Source organism: Pseudomonas sp. FH4 (assembly GCF_000510915.2).
Classification (GTDB): domain Bacteria; phylum Pseudomonadota; class Gammaproteobacteria; order Pseudomonadales; family Pseudomonadaceae; genus Aquipseudomonas; species Aquipseudomonas brenneri.
In genome coordinates, this window is record NZ_AOHN01000011.1 from 1 (window position 1) to 19843 (window position 19843).

Consider the following 19843-nt stretch of genomic DNA (forward strand, 5'->3'; position numbering starts at 1 on the left):
ACTGCACCCGACAAAAATCCCCTGTAGGAGCGGGCTTGCCCGCGATGGGGGTAGTTCAGGCACTGTTACTGTCGACTGACACACCGCCATCGCAGGCAAGCCAGCTCCCACCTTTGATTGGTGCTGCGGCACAAAATACTGCACCCGACAAAAATCCCCTGTAGGAGCGGGCTTGCCCGCGATAGCAGTAGTTCAGGCACTGTTTTTGTCGGCTGACACACCGCCATCGCAGGCAAGCCAGCTCCCACCTTTGATTGGTGCTGCGGCACAAAATACTGCACCCGACAAAAATCCCCTGTAGGAGCGGGCTTGCTCGCGATAGCGGCGTATCAGCCACCGAATCTATTGGCTGATCCACCGCCATCACAGGCAGCAGCTCCGCGCGCTGCCTTTTTGCTATGCGCCGCTCACGCCTTCCACGGCTTGAGCCACAGCCCCAACCCCAGCAGCACCCCGGCGCCCGCCAGGGTGCTCAAGCCCAACTGCCAACCATCGTTGTGCAACGGGTGCAGGACCAGCGCCGCGATTCCCAGCAACACCACACTCAACCCCCACTGCAACGGCCAGCCCAGTTGCCCGAGTAGGTGTTGGCGTTGCATCAGCAGCAGGTTGGTGACGATTACTCCACCCAAGGCCGCCAGGGCAATGCCCGGCAGGCCGAAGAAGTACGGCAGCATGACCAGCAAACCGGCATTGACCAGGCTGCCCAGCAGTTCGCACTTGAGCGGCAGACGCGTGTCGCCGTTGGCGTAGGCATAGCGCGCGAGCATGGCGTTCCAGGCGCCGAACACCAGCGGCGTGGCGAACCAGGCGAGCAGGGCCGGCAAGGGCCCGTCGGCGCTTTGCGCCGGCATCAGCAGGTGAATCAACACGGGGCTGGCGCCAATCAGGCCGAGGGCGGCCGGCAGGCTCAGCAGGGTGGCGGCGTCCAGGCCACGGCGTAGCAAGGCCAGGCGTTGTTGGCCCTGTTCGCCGCTCATCAGCCCCAGCAGCACCTGGTTGAGGCTCATCAGCGCGATCAACGGCAGGTTGATCAGTTTGCGCGCCAGGTTGACCCAGGTCACCGCGCCTTCCCCCAGGTAACTGGCGATCAGTCGTTCGAGCAAGGCCAGGCCCTGGCTGGCGAGATTGCTCGCCAACAGCGGACCGATGCGCCCCAGCAATTCGCGGCCGGCCAGGGCATCGCCCTTGACCTGCCAGGGACGCCAGCCGAACGACCAGACCGGTGCCAGCAGGGGTAGACACATGAGCACGCTGCCGGCAAAAAAACACATCGCCAGTTCCGCGCTGTCACTGGCCTGGCCACGGATAAACAGGTACAGCACCGGCGGCAGGTTGAACAGCAACGAACCCAGCCCCGGCAGCACAAAGCGCTGGCGCGCCTGCAATGGAATACTGAACAGGCCATGCATCACCAGCCCCGGCGCGCAGGCGGCGAGCCAGCGCAGATTGGCAGCGGCCTGGTCGTGGGCGGCGGCGTCCAGCCCCGGGCCGATCAGCCGTACCCACAGCGGCGCGCCGAGGGCGAGCACGGCAAACAGGGCCAGGCCCACACCGAGCAGGCGCGGCGACAGGCTCGCCAGCCAGGCCTGCTGGCGTTGCGCGTCACGTTGCTGATAGAGGGGCAGGGCCGCCGCGGCGAGCAAGCCGGCGGCCAGGGTCATGCGCAGCGCTTCGGGCAGGAATACCGCGACCAGAAACCCGTCGCTGCGGCTGCCCGCCCCCCAGGCCGCGACCAGCAGCCATTCCCGGGCAAAACCGGCCACCAGCCCGGCGAGGGTCGCCAGGGTCAGCCACAGGGTGCTGCCAAACATCAGTGCAACAGGGTGAACAGGCCCTTGCCACCCACCTTGTAGTTCAGCCCGCGAACGCGTTCGCCCATGACCTTGGCGCCGGTGCCACCGACAATTTTGTATGGCGCGACGGTTTTGGCCACCACGGTATTGGCGGTGACCACCGAACCCTCGCACAGGTGGGTGCCAAAGCCGATCAGCGCACGGCTGCCAATCCACACGTAGTCGTCGATATAGATCGCCCCGGAAATCGACCAGAACTCTGGCGCCTGCAAGTCATGGCTGCCGGCGATGATCAGCACATGGGAGGCAATCGCCACATGGTTGCCGATCACCAGGCCAGAGCGCGCATCCACCTGGCAATGCCAGCCGATCACTGTGTCATCGCCGACCACCAGGTTATGGATGCCCAGCACTTCGGTATTGCGCCACAGGCTGGTGCCCTTGCCGATCTTCGCACCGCCCAGGCGCAGCCAGCCCACGCGAATATGGTGGCTGGGGATCTTGTTGATCAGGATGTTGTAGGCCATGTCCCAGGCACTGCGCCAGCGGTCCTTGAGGGTTGCCCAGTTCTTGCCATAGATCGGCAGGAACTGCGCCGGGATATCCTGTTTCATGCGATGGAACAAGCGGCGTGCCACCGGATGACCAATGGTCGGCTCCACGTCGAAGGAGGTCATCCAGAAGAGTTTGTTGCTGCCTTCGCCTTCTTCAAAAACCACCTCGTTGGCCAGGCACCAGGCCAGGCCATCTTGCAAGTCTTCCAGGCTCACACCGAGTTCGCTGGCCAGGGCGGGCAGGCGCTCACGCAGGTCGGGGGAGTGAATAGTGCGATGTTTCATGGTCGGTCATCCTTTGGCACGGAAACAGGAGCAGAGTCGGTCACGGTCGGGTTCAGGCGCACCTGTTGCAGGCTGATGCCCATCAACAGCCAGAACAGCGCGATCAATACAAAGGTGAAGCTGAAGTAGTGGTCGAATATCCCGGTCAGCAAGGCTGCCAGTACACCGCACACGCAGCCCAGCCACAGTGCGTTGTCGGCGGTGACTTTGCGCACCGAGCCCAGCGGCCGCACTTCGCGCCACCACAACACGGTGACCGCGATAAACAGCAGCATCCCGGGAATGCCGATCTTGTAGATGAAGTTCAGCCACAGGTTGGAAATCCCCAGCAGGTTGCTGCCCGGCACCGGTGGGTCGATCTTGAAGCCGATGCCTAGCGGGTACTTGGCCATCACGTCGGGGAATCCGGCGTACTCATCGAAGCGAATCTCGGTACTGGCGTTGGTGGTCGAGAACATCGTCATCAAACGGTCCTGCAACGGCGGGTAGAACATCACCAGGGCAATCACAAAGGCGACGCCGATACCGATGATGCGGCCGCTGTGCGGCACACGCTTGTAGGTCAGCCAGATCAGGATCAGCGCCAGGGCCACAATCGCGCCCCGGGAGATACTCAGCAGCAGGCCGGCGCAACCGAGCACCGCCACCGCCAGGCCCAGGGCGCGGCGCCAGCCAGTGCGGGTCCAGCCGTAGAACAGCGCCAGTGGGATAAACAGCACCAGCACGCCGCCGGTCAGGTTCGGGTGGACCCAAGGCGAGGCCATGCGCTTGTAGTTGGCCGAGAAAATATCTTTCACCGCCTCGGGGTGGGCGTACTTGAGGTCGGTGAGGATGTCGATCATCGACATTGCATTGCGCGTCTTGAGGAACATGAAGATCGACAACAACAGCATCGCCAGGTTACCCAGCAGCAGGGCGACCACCACCTTGTCGCGGTCGGCATCGGTGCGCAGCAGCAGCGGCACGATAAACAGCAACGACAGGTTCATCAGCCAGCGTACCCAGTTCACCGGCCCGTTGCCCTCGGCGTGGATGATGATCATGCCCCAGATAAACGGAATGGTGCTGAACAGCATCAGCCACATCAGTGCCCGTTCGGTGGGGCGCCAGACCATGAAACCACGGGTCTTGCCGATAAACGATTGCCAGAACACCCCGGCCCAGGTCAGGCCCAGCACCGCTTCGCTGATGGTGGTGCGGATCCCCAGTTGCAAGGTGGTGTAGGGAATACTGGTGGCTAAGACGGCAAAGATCAGCAGGCCCCACAGCGGCTTGCGGATCAGGGTCAGTGCCACGCCAACGCCGGCCACGATCATAAAGACCTTCATCGGCGACAACGCCAGCAGCAAGCCCCCGAAGACCAGGCCCAGGAGCAGACTAACGAGTTTTCCTGGCAGCATTAGCGATCCATTTCCTTGAGCAATTTATCCAGGCGCAGGCGATAGGCCGGTTCGGCAAATTGCCGGGCCCATGTGCGTTGCAGTTCGGGGTCGACCGTGGCCCCAGGTGCAGCCAGTGACACCATCAATGTTTGCAGTTGCGCGGCGTCGTGGGGCGCAAAGCGCGGCGCCGTGGGGGGCGCCACTTCATCCAGGGCCGAGCCACGGGCGACCGCAACCTTCGTGCCGACACTCAGCGCTTCCACCACCGGCAAGCCAAAGCCTTCGGCATAGGAAGGCTGCCACAGGTAAGCGGCATGCCGGTAGAGCGCCTGCAACTGGCCGTCGGACAAACCGCTGCGCCAATGCAGGCCAGGCAACTCGCCGAGGGTGGCCGGCACATCGCTGGCGTGGCCGACCAGTACCAGGTCCGGCACGTTCGGGTCCTTGGCGCGACTGGCTTGCCACTGCTCAAGGAAAAACGTCATGTTCTTGCGGGGCTCGCGGGTGCCCACCACCAACCAGTAGCGTGCCGGCAAACCCTCGGGCAGTGGTTCTGGGGCCTCGGTAAACTCCGGCACCAGGTTATTCAACACCCGGAACTTAGCCCGCGCCCAGGGGAACAGGCGCGCCGCTTCATCGCACGAGAATTGCGAGGGGCACCACACGCGATCTGCCTGCCACACCGACCAGGCAATCGACGCGCTATCGATCAAGCGATAGGCCAGGGCCTTGAGTCTGGAGCGATGGAAGTTGCGGTGGGTCAGTTGAAACAGGTCGTGCAGTACCAGTACATAGCGGGTACCGGCGGGTTTGCGGCACAAGGGCAAGCCCATGTTGGCCGTGGCGATGTACAGGTCGATCCGCTGTGCGTGGATCGCCCGGGGCAAGAAAGCGCGCTCGAAACGCCAGCGCACCTGGGGGCGCTGCAGGCCTTCCAATGGGCTGGCCCAGGCCGGGCAAACCGCTGTTTCGCGCTGCGGATGATCCAGTGGTGCCTCGGTCAACAGCACCACTTCAGTGGCGTCCCGGGCGCGCAAGGCGTGTTCCAGGGCCAGGACCTGACGGGCGATGCCCGACGAAGGCGCGACCGTGGCGGGGCGGTAATCCAGAGCTACGCGCATGCTTGGGGCTCCTGATGGGTCGGCAAGGTGCGGTAGATCTGCTCCAGTTCGTTACCGGCCACCGCCCAGTCGTGATAGTTGCGCGCGTAGTCACGCGCGGCATCGGCCAATTGGCGGGCCAGCGCCGGTTCGTCCAGCAGGCGCACAACCCCATCCGCCAGGGCCTCGGCGCTTTCGCCGGCCAGATAGTGCGCCTGCGCCTCAACCGCCAGGCCGGACACGCCCTGGGCGGTGCTCACCAACGGCAGGCCGGCGGCCATGGCCTCCAGCACTTTGAGTTTGGAGCCGCCGCCATGGCGCAGGGCGGCGACAAAGCCTGCGCAGCGACGCTGCAAGGCGCTCAGGTCGGGGACAAACCCCTGCCATTCAATGCGTTCGTCCGGCCAACGCTCGCGCCAGTGCTCGGGCAAGCCGTAGCCGGCGACGGCCAGGCGGGCGCCGGGGCACTGCAACCAGACCCGGGGGAAGATTTCGTCGAGCAGCCACTGCACCGCGTCGAGGTTCGGCGCGTATTCGTAGTTGCCGACAAACAACAGGCGCTGGCCCTGCGGGTCGGCGCTGACTGTGCTGAAAGCGCGGCTGTCGACCCCATTGACCACCACGCTCACGGGGGTCGCAGTCAATTGGCCGATGGCCTGGGCATCGGCCTGGGTCACGGCGACCACATGGCACGCTGCATCAAACGCCTTGCGCTCCCATTTCCGGCAGCGCCATTGGTCATAGCGCACGAACGGTGCGGCCCACTTTGGAAAGCGGTCATAGGTGGCGCCGCCCAGGCTCGATTCCAGGTTGTGCTCGGTGAGCACGAAGTCCCGCGATTGCTGCTGCAAGGTGTGCAAGTACGGTTGCAGGCTGTAGCTGTGTTCCACCTGGATCACATCCCAGGTTTCGTTCAGCAGTTGGGCAAAGCGTGCCTGCAACGGGGCCGACAGGCCATTGATCGTGGTCAGCAGCGGCCAGGGCGCAAACACCCCGGCGAGCAGGGTCAGGGGGTGTTTCAGTGGCCGGCGCGGGACCACGATCAGGCGTTCGAGCAAGGGTTCAAGGGCGGCGTGACTGGCGGCATCGGCCGGGGTTTTCGATTGCACCAACAAGGTGATGCGATGCCCGCGCTCACTCAAGGTGCGCAGCAAATGGTATTGCCGGGTCTTGCCGCCGCTGGTCATCGGCCACGGCAGATAGGGCACAATCCACAGGATTCTCACGTGCAGCTCTCCATGCCTGGGCGTGCTACCACACCAAGATCTGTAACGTCGGTTTCACCGCAGGGCGAATGCCGTTGTAGTCGTTAAGGGTTTGCCGGGCGCCGGTCAGCGGGTCCAGCAGTTCGGCGTTTTTGACCTCGGGCAAGGTGATGCTGGTGCCTTCGGCACTCCAGTACATCAACAGGCGTTTGCCGTCGTTGCGGGTCCAGGCCACGCTGTACAAGGTTTTCGGTACATCCTTGAGCACCGGCGTGGCGCCGGGCTTGAGGGTCGGGCCGGTGATTTCGAGGAAGCGGGCGAGGGCGTTGTACACCGGCTTGGGTTCGCCGTTGAGGTCCAGCAGGCCATAGTGCTGGTCGCGCACGGATGCGCGCTCATCCAGGTCGGACAGGGCAAACAGGAAAATCTTCTGGTAGTCCTGGGACGCCATCAGCGCCAGGCGCCGCAAGGTGAAGTCGGCCTGGCCGTCGATGCCAATCAGGTCCTGCATTTCCTTGGGCCCGCTGTAGCTGGACCAGCCCCACTCGGTGGCCCAGACATCCTTGACCCCGGCACCGTGCAGCACCGCATTGAGCTGGTCGCCGCGCAGCAGTACTTCGTTCTTGCCCGGTTCGTCGGTTTCCGGGGTCATCGAATACGGGTGATACGCCGCCACCATGCCCAGGCTTTGTACGCCCAGCTTGCCTAGGGCTTCGAACATCAAGGTCTTGCCACGCGGCGGCATCTGGCTGTAGTACGCCATGCCCCCCATCACCTGGATCTTGCCCGGTGCGGCAATGTTCAAGGCTTGATGACTGGCCAGCAGCAAGCGCGCGTATTCCTCGGCGTTGACTTGCGGGCGCCAGTTGTTCGGCAGGTTCTGTTCGTTCCACACCTGCCAGGCGTCGATATTCGGGTAGCGCTTGGCCAGCAATGCCAGGCGCAGGGCATACACGCTGGCATCCCGTGGGCGGTACTGGTCCTGGAAGTCCGCGCCCCTGGGGGCGGTGGTGATAAACGGCGCCGAGCCCACCAGGTAGAACACCGAACGGATTTTCTCGGCGGTCAGGGTGCGGTCCAGTTCATCGAAGGTGCTCAGTTGATAGTCTTCTTCCTTGGGTTCCAGGCGGTCCCAGTGCAGGTCGACGCGCACCCAGTCCAATCCCAGTTTCTGGTATTGGCGGATCTGTTTTTGGTACTGCTCGGGCTTGAACCACAAAAAGTGCGCGTTCACCCCCAAAAACTCGCGCCATTGCACGGTGCGTTGGGGCGCCAGGTTCACCGGCTCCGCGTCGACGTTTTCACTGAGCAGCAGCGCGCCGCCAACGGCCAGCGCAATCACCAGCGGCAGGTAGCGCCACATCCGACGAGTAGGCGAAATGTTCATCACAAAGGCTCCTTGACTGCGGCCTGGAACAACTCGGCAAAGCGTTGGGCGGTACTGGACCACTGGCGCTGGCGGCCGATGTCGGCAGCGTGGTCGGCCCATTGACAGGCTTGTTGCGGGTCGAGGATCAGGCGATCCAGGGCAGCGCTCAACGAGTCGATATCGCCCTGTTGGTAGGTGATGCCATTGCCCCCGGCAACTTCTTCGGCGAAGGCGCGGGCATTGGAAGTAATCACCCCGCGCCCGCAGGCGTTGGCCCAGGACAGCGCACCGCTGGTGCCGCGCATCTGGCCGAGAAAACCGAGTTTTTTCGATTCGCGGTACGGCAACACCATCACATGGTGGGCCTGGATCGTGTGCGGGATATCGGCTGAGGGCAGGTCCAGTTGCCAGTCCACCACATCGCCCAGTTGCAGGGTGGCGATCAGTTGGCGCAGGCCATCGAGGTAGTTGCCGGCCGGGTCGAACGTCATCTCCGGCGCGGTGCCCCCGGCGAGGGTCAGGCGTACCTGGCCACGGCATTGTGGATGGGCGGTCAGGGAGCGGGCCAGGGCCTGTAGCAGGTCCTCGATGCCCTTGCCCCGGTAGATAAAGCCGAAATACAGCAGGCGCAGCGGTTGCAACGGCGGCAAGGCCACGGGGGCGATGGGCAGGTTGCCGTGGGCAATCACTGCCACTTGTCCGGGATTCAGGCCCATGCGCTGGCGCAGGCAGTCGCCACCCAGGCGGGTGAGGGTAATCAGGCGGCGCATGCTTTTGGCCAGGCGCCGCTCTTCGTGAAGGGTCAATGGATCGGCCAGCAACGCCGCCGCCTGGGGCAGCGGGTGGGGCAGGCGTTCAAGCAGGGTCAGCGGGAAAAACAGCTTGGCCCGGCGCCAGATCAGGCGCTCCGGGTCATGCACGGTGGCGGTCAGCGGTAACTGCGGCTGGGCCCGGCGCAAATAGTCCAGGGCCTGGAACTCACCAAAACGCCCGCCACCCAGTTCGGCATGGACCAGGTCCACGCTGCGCCAGTCAAAGGCTTGCAGGCGGCGTAATTGCTCCGCCAGGTCCTGGCAGCCTTCCAGCGGCGTCAGCACTTCCAGGCCCAGTTCGCGCAACGCGCTGCGCAAGTGCGCAGCGTAGTCGGCGATCCCGGTCTGTTCCGGTGGCAGCGGCGCCAGCAACGCAATGCGCATCAGGCCGCACCGCGCCAGCTGTTGATCCGCGCCAGGACATTGGCCGGCACTTCGAAGCGGCGGCGGTTGAGGATCATCCCGTCGACTTTGCCAAACGCGGTGGTCAGCAACGACAGAGCGTTCTCGATGGTCGGCACGGTGCTGGTGCGGGCTTCGATGACCAGCACGATCTGGTCGGCGCGGCGCAGGGTAAGGAACGCCTGCGGGTTGGACGACAGGGCAGACGCGTCCAACAGCAGCACTTCACCTGGCTTTGCGGCTTCGCTGCCGTTGACCGAGACCCGGTGCCCGCGCTCTTCCAGCAGGCGCTTGAGTTGCTCGATGATAAAGCTCACGCCTTCGCCATGCCGTGCCGACGTCAGGCCCAGGGCAAAGCCCTCGCTGGCGATGCGCTCGGCGGGCAGCAGGCTGTACAGGCGATAGATGCTGGCGGTGAGGGCTGCCGGTGTGGCGTGTTGTACATCGGGGATGCTGCTCCACAGCGGGATACCGAACACTTCCTGCAATCGCGCGCCATCGTGGATACGCTGGTCCAGCAGGTACAGCACGTAAATGGTCAGCAAACCGACAGCCAGGCCGGCAGGAATGGTGAACAGCAGAATCAGCAGGCTCTTGGGAAACACGCGCGCCGGGTTGAGGGTGGCGTGTTCGATCAGGGCAATGTTGCTGATCTGGCTGCTGTCCAGTTCATGGTCGATGCGTGCCTGTTCAAGGTTTTCCGAGTACAGCGCATAGCTTTTCTCGGCGGTGCGCAGTTGCTGGGTCAGCTTGTTCAGCTCGGGTTCATCGGTCATCGCCTGGTCACGCTGGGCGCGCAGTTCGGCGAGGGTCTTGTCGTAGTTCTCGATTTCCCCGGCCAGTTTGCGCTCTTGCAACTGGGCGTCGATGATCTGCTGCTTGACGTTGATTACCAGGCTGTTGGGCGCGGTGTTTTGCGAGCGTTCCAGGCGGGTCGCTTCCTGGGCGCTGAGGTCTTGCATGTCGCGGATGTTCTGCTCGATCTGGTTGACCTGCGGCGTGCCGGGCAGGTAGGTGCGCAGCAGGCGCGCGCGTTCGACTTGCAAGGCATTGAGCTGGCGCTTGAGGTCAAGCTGGGTGGGGTTGAGGCTGGTTTCCCGGCCCGTCACCACTTCGGCCGGCTGGTTCTTGATCTGCTGGCTGGCGTTGGCCAGGAAGCTGCGGATCCCCGCGATCTGGTTTTGCGCGGTGACCTTGGCGTCGGTGACGCGGTCGATCTGGTTGGTCAGGTTTTTCAGGCGCGCGTCCACGCTGATCGAGTCGATCTGCTTCAAGCGGCCCTGCAGTTCATCCTTGAGCCCCTGGATATTGGTGGCGACCTTGGTGCGCTCGGCTTCATAGAAGGTGTGCAGGCTCTTGCGCCCGAGAATCCGTGCGCGCTCCTCCAGGTAAGCATCGACCCAGGTCTCGACGACTTTCTGGGCGATGACCGGATCATCCCAGGTGAAGGAAATCTCGATCACCGAAGAGCCTGGTTCGTGGCCGGCCTCGAAGTTCTTCTCCAGTTTGGTTGCCAGGCGTTCCAGCGGGCTTTGCTTCTCGGCAAGGCCGATGAGTTGCAGGACGCTGCGCACGGCATCGAGCACTTCACCGGCGGCTTTCTTGACGTAGAACTTAGTGACTTTCCAGAAGCCCTGTGGCGGCTCGGACGTCATCGCCAGGTAGCGTTCGGCAACGATATGCACGATTGGGCGGCCGGTGAGCATTTTTTCTTCGTCGACAATCGGGTCGTGCTGGGTGCTCGGCGCAATCAGCGTCTGGCGGTTGGCGGCTTCGATCGGTAGCGTAGTGTTGTCCCGTCCTGGCTTGACCAGCAGGCGCGCGTCGGACTCATAGCGCGCCGGCAACAGGAAGGCACCCAACACGGCCACCACGATCGTGGTGATCACGGCCAGTTTGAATTCGCGGCGGAAGATGAAAAACAGCCGCAAGAGGTCGCGTAGAGAGCGGATTTCGATCACAGGATCACTCCATTGAATATGTGGTGTACGCCAGACGGGAACAGTCGGTTCGAGTGATACGAAGCCTGGTCCATAATCATTGGCCTGCGTTGATGACGGGGTTGTTGTAGATGGTGTTGCCGCTGTTCTTCACGCCGCTGTCGTTGAGGTCGTAGTTCAAGCCCACGCCAATCCCCTTGTTGATCGGGAACAGGCGAGTGAAGTACATATCCACCGCTTCCACCGTGGCGCCGATCGTCGATTGCGGCACGTAGATCAAATCACCGCGCTGCAACGCTACCCGTGGGTGGTTGGGGTTGGTCAGCATGCTTTCCAGGTTGATGAAGTACATCTTGTACTTGCCATCGGCACCGGTACGCAGCAGGGCAACGTTGGAGCTGTCGGCCGAGGCCAATACACCGCCGGAACTGAGCAGGGCCTGTTCCACACTGACGTTGCCCGCCAGGTCGAAAAACGCCGGGTTCGGCACCGCACCGCCGATAAACACCTTGTTGCTCGGGGCGCTGGCGATGTTCACCGTCACTGCCGGCTCGCGGTAGATGCGCTTGTACTTGTCGGTGATTTCCTTGCCCAGGTCTTCAGGTGTGCGCAACGCCGCCTTGACTCGACCAATATTGGGGATCGAGATCACACCGTCAGGCCGCACAACGAACACCGTCATGTCGTCGGCCGCTGCAGGCTCCTGGGCATCACGCACGATGCGCAGCAAGTCACCGCTCTGGATCAGCACCTGCGGCGGGGGCAGGTCGGCCAGGCCCAACGCGGCCTGATGCCCGGCCTTGAGCGTGTTGTTATCAGGAAGCGGCACCCGCGCGGGGGTCGAACAACCAGCCAGCCAGATCGAGGCACTCAACAGGCTGAACAGGGTAAGACGGGAACGTCGGTTGGTAGTCTTCATGACGGCTCAAGTCCAGTAGGTGGAAAACATGCCCAGGCGCTGCTTGAGCGCGTTGGGCAAGTAGCGTTCAAGGTGGCCGAGGCGATAGCCCAGCAATTTAAAGGCACTGCGCACCACCACTTCGGGGGCGCGGTGCAAGGCGTTGGCCTCGCGCAAGGCACGTAATTCGGCCAGTACATAGCGTTTACCTTCACCGCCGGCGTCGCCAAACGCCTGGCGGATCCATGGCTCGCGGCCGTAGAACACACCAATGTCGAAGTAGCGGTGAAACTCGTCCATCAGGCGGTAATCGTGGGAGTGATAGACCCGGGCGCTGGCCGCGTACTGCACCTTCCACCCGGCCAGCAGCATGCGCGCGGCGACGTAGGCGTCCTCGCTGCCGATCACATCGGACGGGAACCCGCCCACGGCCTGCAGGGCGCTGCGTCGGTACACGGAGAACGAGTCGGAACTGAAGCAGGTCTTGATCCCTAACTGCGGTGCATCGGCCAGGCTTTTGCTGCAGCTGTGGGCCGGGTAATTGAAGTGCCGCGACTGCGCGCCCAGCACACCCGCACCGGGGTGCGGCAGCTGGCGGCCATAGGCGACGCCGTTGAGCGGGTCCAGTTGCAGCTCGTCGAGCAACTTGGCGAACGTCTCGGGCTCGGCCGGAATCGCGTCCTGGGTCATCACGATCAGGGCGTCGCCGCCCACGTGTTCGCTGGCCCAGCGCCGGGTGCCGCCGTGGTTGAAGTCACGGGCATCGATCACTTCGACACGCGCGCCGAACTCGCGAAAGCGCGCCACGGTGTCATCGCTCGATGCGCTATCGACCACCAGCATCTCGTCGGGTTGCACGGTCTGCATGCGCAGCGCCGGCAGCAAGCGGTCGAGGTGGCTGGCAGCGTTGCGGGTCGGGATGATCAGGGAGGTACGCATCAGGGCTGGGGCTCGCTGGCGGGCGCACGGCCGTAGATATCGTCGAAGCGCACGATGTCGTCTTCACCCAGGTATTCGCCGCTCTGCACCTCAATCATCACCAGGTCGATGATGCCGGGGTTGGTCAGGCGGTGTTTGTGCCCGGCGGGAATATAGGTGGACTCGTTCATGTTGAGCAGGATCTCGCGCTCGCCATTGGTGATCATTGCCGCGCCGCTGACCACTACCCAGTGTTCGCTGCGGTGGTGGTGCATCTGCAAAGACAGCGAGCCCTTGGGCTTGACCACGATGCGCTTGATCTTGAAGCGAGTGCTTTCCTCCAGCACCGTGTAAGTGCCCCAGGGCCGGGTGACGGTGCGGTGCAGGCTGAATGCCGGATGGTTCTGGCGCTTGAGCTCGGCGACGATATGGCGTACGTCCTGGCTGCGATTGGCGTCGGCAATCAGCAGGGCATCGGGGGTGTCGACGATGATCAGGTCGCGCACCCCGACTGCACCCAGCACACGCTTGGGCGAGTCGATGTAGCAGTTGTGCACGTCGTGCAGGATCGCTTCGCCATTGATCTGGTTGCCGTTGTCGTCACTGGGGGTCAGTTGGCGCAGGGCTTCCCAGGAGCCGATATCGCTCCAGCCAATATCACAGGGCACCACGGCGACCTGGGCGGATTTCTCCATCAGGGCCACGTCGATGGAAATGTCCGGCGCGGTGCCAAACCCTTGCGGGCTCAGTTCACGCTGGCGGCTGCTGCTGCTCTGCAGGCTGGTGCTGTGCTCCAGCGCCGCCCTGGCCGCGTCCAGCACCGCCGGGGCGTGGGTCGCCAGTTCGTCGAGCACAGTGGCGGCCTTGAAGCAGAACATCCCGGCATTCCACAGGTGCTTGCCGCCGTCCAGGTAGCCTTGGGCGGTGGCCAGGTCGGGTTTCTCCACGAACCGCTGGACGCGGAATCCTTGCGCCAGGGCCGTGCCTTGTTCGATGTAGCCAAAGCCGGTCTCGGGGCGGTCGGGCTGGATGCCGAAGGTCACCAGATAACCCGCTTCGGCCAATTCGCGGGCCTGGGCCACGGCCTGGGCGAAGGCGCTTTCATCGAGGATCAGGTGGTCGGCAGGCATCACCAGCAACTGCGCGTCGCCGCCGAAAAACTCTTGCACATGCAAGGCGGCGACGGCGATGGCGGCAGCCGTGTTGCGGCCGAACGGCTCCAGCAATAAATCCAGGCCCAGTTGGGCCTGATTGACTGCGCGGTAATCATCGAGGGTGCGAAACAGCAGGTCGCGGTTGGTCACTGTCAGCACGCTGTCGACCCCCGGCAGGTGGCTGGCGCGCAGGAAGGTTTTCTGCAACAGGCTCTGGTCGTCGCGCATGCGCATGAACGGCTTGGGCATGTTCTGCCGCGAAACCGGCCACAGCCGCGTGCCCGAGCCACCGGAAATGATGCACGGAATCAATCCGTTGAGGGTGTTCATCAATAAACTTCCTTGGTGGAAAGGACGGCCGGGACCGTCATGAAAACGATGTACAGGTCAAACCACACCGACCATTTGGCGATGTATTCCAGGTCGTATTCGACCCGTTTCTGGATCTTGAACAGGGTGTCGGTTTCACCGCGGTAGCCATTGATCTGGGCCCAGCCGGTGATGCCCGGCTTGACCCGGTGGCGCGAGCTGTATTCGTTGACCGCTTCCTCGAAAGGAATCCCGGCCGCCTTGGTGGCGGTGGCGTGGGGACGCGGGCCGACCATCGACATGTTGCCCAGCAGTACGTTGAACAGTTGCGGCAGCTCGTCGATGCTGGTCTTGCGAATGATGCGCCCGACCCGAGTGATGCGCGGGTCGAGGCGGGTGGTCTGGCATTCGGCATTGACGTCGGTCTGCTCGACGTACATCGAGCGGAACTTGAAGACACGGATCAGGTTGTCGTTGTAGCCAAAGCGCTTCTGCCGGAACAGCACCGGGCCTTTTGAGTCGAGTTTGATGGCCAGGGCGGTCACCAGCATGATCGGCGACAGCAACAACAGGCCGGCACTGGCCAGCAGCAGGTCTTCGCAGCGCTTGATAAACGGTGACCAGCCACGCAGCGGCAACTGTGAGGTATTGAACATCAGGATGCCGCCGACATCGGTGATGCGGTTATGGCCATAGCGCAGGGCGGCCATGTCCGGCACCAGCATGACGTTCACCGACATCTGCCGCAGGCGCTTGACCAGCCCGTTGATACGCTGCTCGGCGGCCCAGGGCAGGGTAATCATCACCTGATTGACCTGCTCGGAGCGGATCAGCTTTTCCAGGTCGCGGGTGTTGCCCAGCAACGGCAGGTTGCTCAACTCCTTGGGAATGCGTTCGGTGCGGTCGTCGATAAAACCGATCAGGCCGGAGCGGATATCACTGTTGCGTGACAGGTGTTCGGCCACATGGACGGCGGTGTCGGTAAAGCCGAGGATCACCGTGCGCTGCAGGAACTTGCCGTTCTTCATCAGGTTGCGGTAGAGGCGCAGCATCAGGATGCGCTCCACGCCAAACAGGATCAGGCTCAAGGAAAACCAGAACATCAGGTTGCGCGGGCTCAACTGCGGAAACAGCAGCAGGATCTGGTACATGAACAGCAGGATGCAAAACGCGGAAATCCAGGCGGTCAACATGATGCGAAAACGCAGGCGGTTGCTGAACAGATCCTCGGAGTACACCCCCAGGGCCTGGAACAGAATGATGGTCAGGATCGCAAAGAACAGCAGCAGGCCAAGGTAGTGGCTACGCATTTGCGGGTCCACCGGATCCGGATAGAACAACAGGATCATCGCCGGCAGGACCGCCGTCAGGCCGTGGAGTAATTTGACGAAAACCACAAAAAACTCAACAAAGCCGGTACGAGTCAGAAACAGGCTGTCGACTGACGACTTCTCACGCATAAATCATCCCTCAATACACCACCAGGACTTCCCTGTTCGTTTGCTCATCCATAAGGCAGTTCTGCTTTATAAGCGGCGCAAGGCGAACGACTGCTTTCACTGGGTAACGCGCAATGACCTGTCTAACGCAGGCATTTGCAAAGTAATGTCTAAATGATGGCTCCTTTTGAATTTCTCGTCAAGGTTTTGACTTTTTTCAAGTTGCCTGCCGTCATTTCTCATAAGATACTCTTGTCGTGACGGTTTGTTGACATGTTTTGCTGTGGCTATCAGATTTATCGAGAATGAGTGATGGCTTTTTGGAGTGTAGGAACAAAAATGGGAATTTACCTGCGGGGAGGGAAATCAATTTTTTGACGGAGTGTAGGAAGGATGTGGGCTGAATCTAGAACTGTAGGCGCGGGATTGCCGGCGAATAGGCGTCGTTCTCGCCTTCTCTGGTATCGGTGGCTGAGGTAGGACTAATCTACGGTTTTCCCTGGCGGATGAGTTGAGCATGATCGATCTCGCAACCCTGGCGGTTTTCTCTGGCTCCGTGCTGCTGCTGTTGCTGTCGCCTGGGCCGAACATGGCCTTTGTCATCAGTCATGGCGTGAGCTACGGCTGGCGTGGTGGGGTGGCGGCCGGCCTGGGGATCGGGGTGGCGGACCTGCTGCTGACCGCATTGACGGCTACTGGCGTCACGGCCCTGGTTGCCAGTTGGCCCCCGGCCTTTGATCTGATTCGCTATGCCGGCGTGGTCTACCTGCTGTGGCTGGCGTTCAAGACCCTGCAGAAAAAACCGTCCCTGGACACCGCTCGGGTGGAGCGGGTACGCCTGGGTGGGGTGTTTATGCGCGCCATGCTCAACAGCTTGCTCAACCCCAAGGCGCTGTTGTTTTTCATGGTGTTCCTGCCGCAGTTCGTCAAGCCCGAGGCCGGCCCCATTGCCCTGCAGTTGGTGCAGCTGGGGCTGCTCCTGACGTTGATTGCGGGGGTTTTTCACGCGGTGCTGGGGATTTTTGGCGGGGCGATCAGCCGATTTTTCGCCAGCAGTGAAAAGACTGCAGTGTTGCAAAAATGGGGGCTGGCCACGGTGTTGACGGTGTTGGCCGTGCGCCTGGCGTTGATGCCGCGCACTGTGTAGCAATTCTCCTGTGGGAGCGGGCTTGCTCCCACATGGGGGATGCGCTGGCCTTCAGCCCAACCGCGCCGCCGCCCGTGCGGCGATTTCGCCACGGGTCTTGCGTGATTCGGCCGTGCGTTTGTTGGCCTCGTCCAGCACATGCCGTGGCGCGGTGTCTGGTCGGCCGGCATTGAAGGGCGGGGCCGGCGCATATTCGAGCTGCAATTGCACCAGTTGCGCAGCGGCCTCGCTGTACAACTCGGCGGCCAGGGTCAGGGCAAAATCGATTCCCGCCGTGATGCCACCGCCGCTAAACAGGTTGCCGTCGCGTACCACACGCTCCTGCACTGGCGTCGCGCCCAGGGTGGCCAGCATGTCGTGATAGGCCCAGTGTGTGGTGGCGCGCCGCCCACGCAGCAAGCCTGCCGCGCCCAGTACCAGCGAGCCGGTACACACCGACGTCACATAGCGTGCGGTCTGGGATTGTGCCCGCAGAAAGTCCAGAGTCGGCTCATCTTCCATCAGCGCTCCCACCCCCGAGCCACCCGGCACGCAGACCACGTCCAGCACCGGGCAGGTGTCATAAGTGAGGGTCGGCGTGAGTACCAACCCGGTGCTGGAGGTGATTGGCGCCAGGTCTTTCCAGATCAGGTGCAGCTTCACATCCGGCAATGACGCCAGCACGTCGTAAGGGCCGGTGAGGTCCAGTTGCTGGATGCCGGGGAACAACACAAAGCCGATCTGCAAGGTCATGGTGAAACTCCAGAAGAGGGGATGGACGGCTTCACTCTAGTGGCCTAGGCTTTGGCGCATACGCCATTGAGCCCACGAATCACGCCAATCATGTCGAAAATCATCCATGTGCTCGCTTTTCCCAACGTGCAGGTACTCGACGTCACCGGGCCCCTGCAAGTGTTTGCCACGGCCAACGACTTGGCGCGCCAGCAAGGCTTGCCGCTGCCCTATGCGGTCAACGTGATTGCTGCCCAGGACGAACCGGTGATGACATCCGCCGGTCTGGCCCTGCTGGCCGCGCCGTTGCCAGCCGCCGAGACGCCCTGCGACACCCTGGTGATCGCCGGTGGCTGGGGCGTGTATGGCGCGGCCGAGGATCCGGCCCTGGTGGAGTGGGTCCGGCAAAAAGCCACGCAGGCGCGGCGCATGACCTCGGTGTGCACCGGTGCCTTCCTGCTGGCCGCCAGCGGCTTGTTGGACGGCTGCCGTGTCGTGACCCACTGGACGCGTTGTGAGGAACTGGCGCGCAAATATCCCAGGCTGCAGGTCGAAGCCAACCCGATCTTTATCCAGCAGGGGGCGCTCTGGACCTCGGCGGGGGTCACGGCCGGCATCGATTTGTGCCTGGCCCTGGTGGAGGAGGACCTGGGCCGAGCGGTCGCCCTGGAAGTGGCGCGGCACCTGGTGGTGTTTCTCAAACGCCCCGGTGGGCAGTCGCAGTTCAGCGTCACCTTGTCCCTGCAAAAGGGCGACAACCGTTTCAGCGAATTGCATGCGTGGATTGCCGAGCACTTGCACCTGGACTTGAACATCCCGACCCTGGCGGCTGCGTGCGGCATGAGCGAGCGCAGCTTCGTGCGCCACTACCGCGCCGAAACCGGCCAGACCCCGGCGCGGGCGGTGGAACTGATCCGCGTGGAAACCGCACGCCGGCAACTGGCCGACAGCGCCGTGGCGATCAAGCGCATCGCTGTGCAATGTGGCTTTGGCAGCGAAGAAACCATGCGCCGCAGTTTTGTCCGAGCCTTGTCGATCAGCCCGCAGCTTTACCGCGAGCGGTTTTCGGCGCCAGCCTGAGTCTGCCCAAGTAATTCAAACAGTGCGTCAAGCGTGGCCTGCGGTGCTTCCTGGGGAATGTTGTGGCCCACCCCGGCGAGCACCCGGCGCCGATAGAATCCGCTGAAATTCCCCACATCGTCATCCACCTCCGGCGCCGGGCCGACACCGTCGTCGGCACCGCACAGCGAAATACTCGGCACCGAGATCGGCGGCGGCTTCACTAACGCCTGTTCAATCGGCTCCAGCGCCGGATCACCCTCGGCATACATGAAACGATGGCGATAGGAGTGGATCACCACGTCGACAAAGTCCGGGTTATCAAACGATGGCGCGGTCTGCGGGTAAAGGCTTGGCCCCTCGGCCCAGGAGGGCGACCAGAGCGACCACAGCAATTTGCACAACTCACGGCGGTTGGCCGTCAGGCCATCGACGCCCCGTTGGGTGTGGAAGTAGAACTGGTACCACAACCGATGCTCGGTGAGCGGCGCGCGTGGCTGGATGGACCTGGCGATATCTTGAATGTTGTAGCCGTCACCCGTGACCAGGCAGCGTACCCGCTCAGGCCAAAGCGCCGCGACAATACACGCGGCGCGCCCGCCCCAGTCATAACCGACGAGGGCGGCCTGGCCGATGGACAGGGCATCCATGAAGTCCAGCAGGTCCTTGGCCAGCGCCGCCTGCTGGCCGGAGCGCATCACCTGGGCGTGGGCAAAGCGGGTCGGGCCATAGCCGCGCAGGTAAGGCACCAGCACGCGATAACCGGCCTCGGCCAGCACCGGCGCGATGGCATCGTAAGCGCGAGGGTCATAGGGGAAACCGTGCAGCAGAATCACCACTTCACCCCCGGCAGGGCCATGGGCTTGGTAAGCGATATCGAGCATGGGGGTGCGGGTATACAGCAGCGCGATCGAGGGGCTCATCGGGACTCCGTTCGGGTCACAGCAGTGAGACTGGACTTTAGCGCGAAACGGTTACGTGTTCTGCTGTGCCTGTGCCGCCGCCATCGCAGCCTCGCTAAAGCTCGACAGTTCCCACAGGGGATTGGTGGTGGACCCGGGATTTCAGTCTGGATGAAGATCAAAGGTGGGAGCTGTCGAGCCCCGGCGAGGCTGCGATAGCGGTGGATCAGGCGACATCTTCAGCGCCTGTACCGCCGCCATCGCAGCCTCGCTAAAGCTCGACAGCTCCCACAGGGGATTGGTGGTGGATCCGGGATTTTAGTCTGGATGAAGATCAAAGGTGGGAGCTGTCGAGCCCCGGCGAGGCTGCGATAGCGGTGGATCAGGCGACATCTGCTGTGCCTGTGCCACCGCTATCGCAGCCTCGCTAAAGCTCGACAGCTCCCACAAGGGATTGGCGG

At 62.9% G+C, this 19843-nt stretch carries 16 protein-coding genes; 2 read left to right on the top strand and 14 right to left on the bottom strand.

Translation table 11 applies throughout. The features are described 5' to 3' along the window. Nucleotides 1-407 precede the first annotated feature (407 nt). The 12 genes from H097_RS06855 to H097_RS06910 form a co-directional block, all read right to left on the bottom strand. Entirely contained in the window at nucleotides 408-1814 is a 1407-nt protein-coding gene (locus H097_RS06855) for a lipid II flippase MurJ (RefSeq protein WP_032858468.1), read from the bottom strand. Beyond that, nucleotides 1814-2635 carry an acyltransferase gene (locus H097_RS06860; RefSeq protein WP_032858470.1) on the bottom strand — a complete coding sequence of 274 codons (822 nt, stop codon included), beginning with the start codon at nucleotides 2633-2635 and terminating at the stop codon, nucleotides 1814-1816. Before H097_RS06860 ends, H097_RS06855 begins: the two co-directional genes overlap by 1 nt. After that, complete coding sequence (locus tag H097_RS06865; RefSeq protein WP_032858472.1) at nucleotides 2632-4035, bottom strand: O-antigen ligase family protein; 1404 nt, start codon at nucleotides 4033-4035, stop codon at nucleotides 2632-2634. The genes H097_RS06860 and H097_RS06865 overlap by 4 nt, the downstream gene beginning before the upstream one ends. Next, complete coding sequence (locus H097_RS06870; RefSeq protein WP_032858474.1) at nucleotides 4035-5138, bottom strand: glycosyltransferase family 1 protein; 1104 nt, start codon at nucleotides 5136-5138, stop codon at nucleotides 4035-4037. Before H097_RS06870 ends, H097_RS06865 begins: the two co-directional genes overlap by 1 nt. Continuing rightward, the gene (locus tag H097_RS06875; protein ID WP_032858475.1) at nucleotides 5129-6343 is read right to left on the bottom strand and encodes a glycosyltransferase family 4 protein; all 1215 of its coding nucleotides are present in this window, start codon (nucleotides 6341-6343) and stop codon (nucleotides 5129-5131) included. The genes H097_RS06870 and H097_RS06875 overlap by 10 nt, the downstream gene beginning before the upstream one ends. Nucleotides 6344-6368: 25 nt before the next feature. Continuing rightward, nucleotides 6369-7709, bottom strand: a complete 1341-nt coding sequence (locus tag H097_RS06880) for a beta-xylosidase (protein WP_032858476.1) — start codon at nucleotides 7707-7709, stop codon at nucleotides 6369-6371. Beyond that, complete coding sequence (locus tag H097_RS06885) at nucleotides 7709-8887, bottom strand: glycosyltransferase (RefSeq protein ID WP_032858477.1); 1179 nt, start codon at nucleotides 8885-8887, stop codon at nucleotides 7709-7711. Before H097_RS06885 ends, H097_RS06880 begins: the two co-directional genes overlap by 1 nt. After that, nucleotides 8887-10866, bottom strand: a complete 1980-nt coding sequence (locus tag H097_RS06890) for an exopolysaccharide transport family protein (RefSeq protein WP_032858478.1) — start codon at nucleotides 10864-10866, stop codon at nucleotides 8887-8889. Before H097_RS06890 ends, H097_RS06885 begins: the two co-directional genes overlap by 1 nt. 76 nt (nucleotides 10867-10942) lie before the next feature. Beyond that, nucleotides 10943-11764 (bottom strand): polysaccharide biosynthesis/export family protein, encoded by an 822-nt coding sequence (locus H097_RS06895; protein WP_032858479.1) that lies wholly within the window; start codon nucleotides 11762-11764, stop codon nucleotides 10943-10945. A gap of 6 nt (nucleotides 11765-11770) precedes the next feature. Next, on the bottom strand, nucleotides 11771-12682 hold the full coding sequence (locus H097_RS06900; RefSeq protein ID WP_032858481.1) for a glycosyltransferase: 912 nt from the start codon (nucleotides 12680-12682) through the stop codon (nucleotides 11771-11773). Further along, complete coding sequence (locus H097_RS06905; RefSeq protein ID WP_032858482.1) at nucleotides 12682-14145, bottom strand: mannose-1-phosphate guanylyltransferase/mannose-6-phosphate isomerase; 1464 nt, start codon at nucleotides 14143-14145, stop codon at nucleotides 12682-12684. Before H097_RS06905 ends, H097_RS06900 begins: the two co-directional genes overlap by 1 nt. Further along, nucleotides 14145-15584 carry an undecaprenyl-phosphate glucose phosphotransferase gene (locus H097_RS06910; RefSeq protein WP_032858484.1) on the bottom strand — a complete coding sequence of 480 codons (1440 nt, stop codon included), beginning with the start codon at nucleotides 15582-15584 and terminating at the stop codon, nucleotides 14145-14147. Before H097_RS06910 ends, H097_RS06905 begins: the two co-directional genes overlap by 1 nt. Nucleotides 15585-16080: 496 nt before the next feature. Between H097_RS06910 and H097_RS06915 the strand changes: the two genes are divergently transcribed. After that, nucleotides 16081-16710 (top strand): LysE family translocator, encoded by a 630-nt coding sequence (locus H097_RS06915; protein ID WP_032858486.1) that lies wholly within the window; start codon nucleotides 16081-16083, stop codon nucleotides 16708-16710. 51 nt (nucleotides 16711-16761) lie between these two features. Here H097_RS06915 and inhA read toward each other — a convergent pair whose 3' ends face one another. Further along, the gene (inhA, locus tag H097_RS06920; RefSeq protein WP_032858487.1) at nucleotides 16762-17442 is read right to left on the bottom strand and encodes an isonitrile hydratase; all 681 of its coding nucleotides are present in this window, start codon (nucleotides 17440-17442) and stop codon (nucleotides 16762-16764) included. A gap of 90 nt (nucleotides 17443-17532) precedes the next feature. Between inhA and H097_RS06925 the strand changes: the two genes are divergently transcribed. Next, on the top strand, nucleotides 17533-18501 hold the full coding sequence (locus H097_RS06925) for a helix-turn-helix domain-containing protein (protein ID WP_032858489.1): 969 nt from the start codon (nucleotides 17533-17535) through the stop codon (nucleotides 18499-18501). Here the strand turns inward: H097_RS06925 and H097_RS06930 are convergent. Then, on the bottom strand, nucleotides 18471-19403 hold the full coding sequence (locus H097_RS06930; RefSeq protein ID WP_032858490.1) for an alpha/beta hydrolase: 933 nt from the start codon (nucleotides 19401-19403) through the stop codon (nucleotides 18471-18473). The two genes, H097_RS06925 and H097_RS06930, sit on opposite strands and share 31 nt — an antisense overlap. Nucleotides 19404-19843 lie beyond the last annotated feature (440 nt).

Excerpts from the sequence above, each read along its gene's own strand:
- H097_RS06855 (WP_032858468.1), bottom strand. The coding sequence starts at position 1,814 with ATGTTTGGCAGCACCCTGTGGCTGACCCTGGCGACCCTCGCCGGGCTG.
- H097_RS06860 (WP_032858470.1), bottom strand. The coding sequence starts at position 2,635 with ATGAAACATCGCACTATTCACTCCCCCGACCTGCGTGAGCGCCTGCCC.
- H097_RS06865 (WP_032858472.1), bottom strand. The coding sequence starts at position 4,035 with ATGCTGCCAGGAAAACTCGTTAGTCTGCTCCTGGGCCTGGTCTTCGGG.
- H097_RS06870 (WP_032858474.1), bottom strand. The coding sequence starts at position 5,138 with ATGCGCGTAGCTCTGGATTACCGCCCCGCCACGGTCGCGCCTTCGTCG.
- H097_RS06880 (WP_032858476.1), bottom strand. The coding sequence starts at position 7,709 with ATGAACATTTCGCCTACTCGTCGGATGTGGCGCTACCTGCCGCTGGTG.
- H097_RS06885 (WP_032858477.1), bottom strand. The coding sequence starts at position 8,887 with ATGCGCATTGCGTTGCTGGCGCCGCTGCCACCGGAACAGACCGGGATC.
- H097_RS06895 (WP_032858479.1), bottom strand. The coding sequence starts at position 11,764 with ATGAAGACTACCAACCGACGTTCCCGTCTTACCCTGTTCAGCCTGTTG.
- H097_RS06900 (WP_032858481.1), bottom strand. The coding sequence starts at position 12,682 with ATGCGTACCTCCCTGATCATCCCGACCCGCAACGCTGCCAGCCACCTC.
- H097_RS06905 (WP_032858482.1), bottom strand. The coding sequence starts at position 14,145 with ATGAACACCCTCAACGGATTGATTCCGTGCATCATTTCCGGTGGCTCG.
- H097_RS06910 (WP_032858484.1), bottom strand. The coding sequence starts at position 15,584 with ATGCGTGAGAAGTCGTCAGTCGACAGCCTGTTTCTGACTCGTACCGGC.
- H097_RS06915 (WP_032858486.1), top strand. The coding sequence starts at position 16,081 with ATGATCGATCTCGCAACCCTGGCGGTTTTCTCTGGCTCCGTGCTGCTG.
- inhA (WP_032858487.1), bottom strand. The coding sequence starts at position 17,442 with ATGACCTTGCAGATCGGCTTTGTGTTGTTCCCCGGCATCCAGCAACTG.
- H097_RS06925 (WP_032858489.1), top strand. The coding sequence starts at position 17,533 with ATGTCGAAAATCATCCATGTGCTCGCTTTTCCCAACGTGCAGGTACTC.
- H097_RS06930 (WP_032858490.1), bottom strand. The coding sequence starts at position 19,403 with ATGAGCCCCTCGATCGCGCTGCTGTATACCCGCACCCCCATGCTCGAT.